The sequence below is a fragment of the Acinetobacter sp. ESBL14 genome, from assembly GCF_036668815.1.
Lineage (GTDB): Bacteria > Pseudomonadota > Gammaproteobacteria > Pseudomonadales > Moraxellaceae > Acinetobacter > Acinetobacter gyllenbergii.
In genome coordinates this window covers 1-5,082 of the sequence record NZ_JAZEVS010000017.1, presented here as the reverse complement: position 1 = coordinate 5,082, position 5,082 = coordinate 1, and the positions used below count along the sequence as shown (strand labels likewise).

The 5,082-nt window shown below is 38.8% G+C and carries 3 protein-coding genes; all 3 read left to right on the top strand.

All coding sequences use genetic code 11. From position 1 onward, the window contains the following. The coding region (locus V6E90_RS21360) for a YadA-like family protein (RefSeq protein ID WP_332606393.1) at positions 1-1,889 on the top strand (1,889 nt) is incomplete at its 5' end. 62 nt (positions 1,890-1,951) lie between these two features. Beyond that, on the top strand, positions 1,952-2,743 hold the full coding sequence (tpgA, locus tag V6E90_RS21355) for a trimeric autotransporter adhesin/peptidogylcan-associated protein TpgA (RefSeq protein WP_332606392.1): 792 nt from the start codon (positions 1,952-1,954) through the stop codon (positions 2,741-2,743). 412 nt (positions 2,744-3,155) lie between these two features. Continuing rightward, a partial coding sequence (locus tag V6E90_RS21350) for an ESPR-type extended signal peptide-containing protein (RefSeq protein ID WP_332606391.1) occupies positions 3,156-5,082 on the top strand: 1,927 nt, incomplete at its 3' end.

Below are 5,082 nucleotides of genomic sequence, written 5' to 3'. Positions count from 1 at the left end.
CTGATGGTTCAATTGCCAAAGGTTCTAAAGATGCAGTGAATGGTGGTCAGATTCAGAATATTTCTGAAAGCATCAAGAACAGCATTGGTGGAAACACAACGGTTAATCCAGATGGCAGTATTAGCACGAACAACATTGGTGGTACAGGTAAAAACAACATTAATGATGCAATCAGTAATGTGAAAGATGCCGCAACTAAAGCAAAAACCACAGTGACTGAAGGCGACAACATCGTTGTTAAAGAAACCACCAATAAAGATGGTAGTACTAACTACGAAGTTTCAACCAAGAAAGACCTTAATTTAGACAGCATCACGACTGGTGATACGGTATTAAACGACAAGGGTTTAACCATTAAAGATGGTCCAAGTATTACCAAAGATGGCATCGATGCGGGTAATAAAGTCATTACGAATGTTGCTGATGGTTCAATTGCGAAAGGTTCTAAAGATGCAGTGAATGGTGGTCAGATTCAGAATATTTCTGAAAGCATCAAGAACAGTATTGGTGGCAATACGACTGTTAATAAAGACGGTAGCATCAGCACCAACAACATTGGTGGTACAGGAAAAGACAACATCAATGATGCAATCAAATCGGTTGATGACAAAGTTACCAATGGTGTAAATGACTTGACCAACAAAGGTCTAAACTTTGCAGGCAATGCAGGTAAAGATGTTCATCGTAAGTTGGGTGATAAGTTAAACATCGTGGGTGGTGCGGATGCTGCAACAGCAGAAGACAAAACCAGTGGCGAGAACGTGATCACACGTACTACAGAAGATGGTATCAAGATCGAATTGTTAAAAGATGCGAAATTCGACAGCATCACGACTGGCAATACGGTACTAAACAACAATGGTTTAACTATTAAAGGTGGTCCAAGTATCACAATAAATGGTATTGATGCTGGTGGTAAGAACATCACTAACGTTGCGGATGGTGTTAATGGCAAAGACGCAGTCAATGTTGACCAGTTGAATAAATTGAAAGACCAGATTGGTAAAGACATCGGTAATCTTTCGGATAATGCTGTTCAATATGACAAAGACAAAAATGGCAATGTTGACAAAAACTCTGTGACCTTAGGTGGTGGAGAAGACGGCACAAACTTGAAGAATGTTGCTGATGGTAAAGTCGAGCAAGGTTCTAAAGATGCGGTGAATGGTGGTCAATTGTGGGATGTTAAGCAAAATGTTGACAAAAACACAAATGATATCCAAAACATCCAGAACAATATCCAAAACATCAATGATGGTAAGAGTGGATTAGTTCAGCAGCAGAAACCAAACGGTGAAATTACCGTTGGTAAAGATACGGGTGGTACAAGTATCAATATGGCTGGTAAAGATGGTGACCGTGTCGTGCAAGGTGTTAAGGATGGTGAGATTAAAGCGGGTTCTAATCAAGCCGTGAACGGTGGTCAAATCCATAACATTTCTGACAGCATTAAGAACAGCATTGGCGGCAATACGACTGTTAATCAAGACGGTACGATTAAAACCAACAATATTGGTGGTACGGGTAAAGACAATATTCATGATGCGATTGGAACCTTGAACCAATCTAATCAAGAATTGGGTAACAAGATCAACAACCTTGGTGATCAGTTACAACAGGTCTTTTACGACACTAACAAACGTATTGACAACCTTGAAGACAAAATGTCTGCGGGGATTGCTGCAACAGCCGCACTTGAGCAAGCGCCTTATGTTCCAGGTAAATTGACTATGGCAGTCGGTGCAGCATATTACAACGATCAAAATGCAGTGGGTGTGACTTTCCGTCGTACCGCGGATAATGGTCGTTGGTCATTAACGACAGGTGCTGCTTTAGGTAGCCAAGGTAGTCCGCTAGTACGTATTGGTGTAAGTACAATTATCGACTAATTGCCTTAAATAAGGGGAGTCAAAAGCTCTCCTTATATTCAACAGATATTGTGAGTAGAGAAATGAACAAGAATATTCAAATTTTGATGATGGCAGCTTTAGTTGGTTTGACTGCAACCACTACATTTGCACAAGAAGCCGATGTTGCTCAACAAGAAGAAATTAAATTTCCAGCGGTTGAGAAAAGCTATTTAAAACAAGTTCAGCGTTATGAATATGATCATGTTGCTCGCCTAGATACAGGTTTAACCAAAGATCAAATTAGTCACATTTTGGGCCATCCTCAATTTAGCGAAGGCGTATTCTTTGTAAAAACTTGGAACTATGTTTTAGATATTCGTCAGCCGAATAGCCAAGACTATTTACGTTGCCAATTACGTGTTGATTTCGATAAGAAATATCTTTCGGAAAGATTGTCTTGGAAAGGTGAAGCATGTGAAGGTTTAATGGCCTGGGGTGCGAATAACCAAGTCCCAACGAATGCCAATATGGATAGCGTACGTTCCGGAAGTATCTTCTTTGCATTTGATCGTTTTAATGCAAATGCAATTGAGCAGGGTTCTAGTGCTGTGACCTCAATTGCACAGCGAATCAAACAAAGCACTTCAACTGGTCCAGTTGTTGTTGCAGGCTTTGCTGATCCATTAGGGAAATTTGCTTATAACCAACAACTATCTTCACAACGTGCCAATACAGTAGCGAAATTGTTGGTGGATGAAGGTATTGATGCAAATCGTATTCAAATTCAAGCCAATAGCCAAACTGATATATATCAGCAATGTGCAGGGAATAAAGTAAATAGCCAACTAGTTAATTGTTTAGCACCGAACAGACGTGTCAATGTCACTTGGTAAACTTATTCAAATCGGAAAAGCCAGCATTTATGCTGGCTTTTTTATTTTTTTGACATTCAGATACAAATATTAATTCGAAATTTTACGCTCAAATAAGAAAAATATTGTCAATAACTGTCATGTATCGACTTTTTTTGTATATCTTTTTGCATAAGATAAAAAAGATGTGATTTGTTTTTTTGTTTTTGTTAAAAATTAATTATTGATTTTACTTTATTTAATTTAAATAATAAGAATATCATAAAAAATAATATTAGTGATTTGATAGATATACAACTTGCACTAGTGTGATTTACTTCTCATTTTAAAAAAGTTATTTTATTAGTAATAAATTACATTTCTTTACTTAATAGACAGACTTGTACACATAAGTGAACACGTTGTAACTTTTATCTGCGTTTGGAAAAATATTATGAATAAGGTTTATAAGGTTGTATGGAACGCCTCATTGGGTGCTTGGGTAGCGGTTTCGGAACTTGCTAAAGGAAAAACAAAAAATAGTGGTGCAGCTGTCACAGGAAGTATAGAGACAGAACAAGTCTCTCATACAGTAGAGCACAGTCAGTTTTTTAATCTTAAAGCATTAAGTTTTGCTATTTTTACAGTCCTTGCGCCATCGCATGCATTTGCTGGAGGGTATACTGCTGGTGGTGGTTATTTAAATACTACTTGTGATAGTACAAGTACTGGTTCGAGTGGACAGACAGGTGCAATCTCAATTGGTGGTAATTCTCAAGCGCCTTGTGCATCGCAGCCTTATACAATTGCGATTGGTAATAATGCAAAAGCTTTAAGTCAAGGTTCTATTGCTATCGGTAGTGGAGCATATGCGAATTCAAGTAGTAGTGCCGATGGTACTGGTGCGGTTGCGATTGGGAATGATGCAGTTGCAATTGGGAAAAACTCTTTTGCATTAGGTGCAGAGGCGAGTGTTACAACAGATAATACGGTTTCCTTTGGACATGCTATTGGAGATGATAAATATAATAATGGGACGAAGACTGGTACTTGGACAACCGATCGGTTTATGCGAGTAGCGAATATTGCAAATGGCTTTAAAAATAATGATGCTGTTAATGTCTCACAAATCAAACCTTTGGCAACTGCATTAGGAACAACAGTTGATGCAACAACAGGCGTGGTTGCACCTCCGAGCTATACAATTACGAAAACCGATGGGACTAGTTATACAGCTGTAAATACAGTGCCTGCTGCATTGGCTAATTTGAATAATGAAATAACGAAAGCCATCACTTTTGCTGGTAATACAGGCACTTCAGCGAACAAGCTAGGCTCGACTCTGAACATTACTGGAACAGGTTCTACAGCAGGTTCGTATACAGGCAATAATTTAAAAACATCTGTTAGTGGTAATACTGTTAGTATTCAAATGGCAGAAGCCCCAGTATTTTCAGGTACAGTAACTGCAGGAAATTTAGCAACAGGTGGAACTCTGAGCGTTACTGGGGTTAGTAATTTAAATGGTGGCGCAAATTTAAATAACCAGAAAATCACCAATGTTGCAGCAGGTACAGCAGCAAGTGATGCAGTCAACTTTGGTCAATTAACAACGACCAATCAAAATGTAAGTAATTTGACAACAACTGTCACCAATCAAGGTAATCAGATTACAACCAATACCACTGATATCACAACCTTAAAAGGTGGTTTTAACTTACAAAGCAATGGTAAGAACAGCGGTGCGATTAAAGCGGGTGATACGGTTGATATCGGTGTAGCAGCGCCATCAGACACCAACTTGACTGCAACCAAGACAGGAAATAATGTTGCATTTGCATTAAGTAAGGACTTGAACTTAACCAGCGTAACAACAGGCAATACTGTTATTAATAATGCTGGTATTACAGCAGATAAAGTGACTGTTGGTGGTGTGGTTATTGATAAAACCACAGGTATCAATGCGGGTAGTCAAAAAATTACGAATGTTACTGCAGGAACGGCAGCAAGTGATGCAGTCAACTTTGGTCAATTAACAACGACCAATCAAAATGTAAGTAATTTGACAACGACTGTTACTAACCAAGGCAACGATATCACGACCTTAAAAGGTGGTTTCAACTTACAAAGCAATGGTAAGAACAGTGGTGCGATCAAAGCGGGTGATACGGTTGATATCGGTGTGGCAACACCATCTGATACCAACTTGACTGCAACCAAGACAGGAAATAATGTCGCATTTGCATTAAGCAAAGACTTGAACTTAACCAGCGTAACAACAGGCAATACTGTTATTAATAATGCTGGTATTACAGCAGATAAAGTGACTGTTGGTGGTGTGGTTATTGATAAAACCACAGGTATCAATGCGGGTAGTCAAA

Bases quoted from the DNA above. Each gene is read 5' to 3' on its own strand.
- tpgA (WP_332606392.1), top strand. From the start codon at position 1,952: ATGAACAAGAATATTCAAATTTTGATGATGGCAGCTTTAGTTGGTTTG.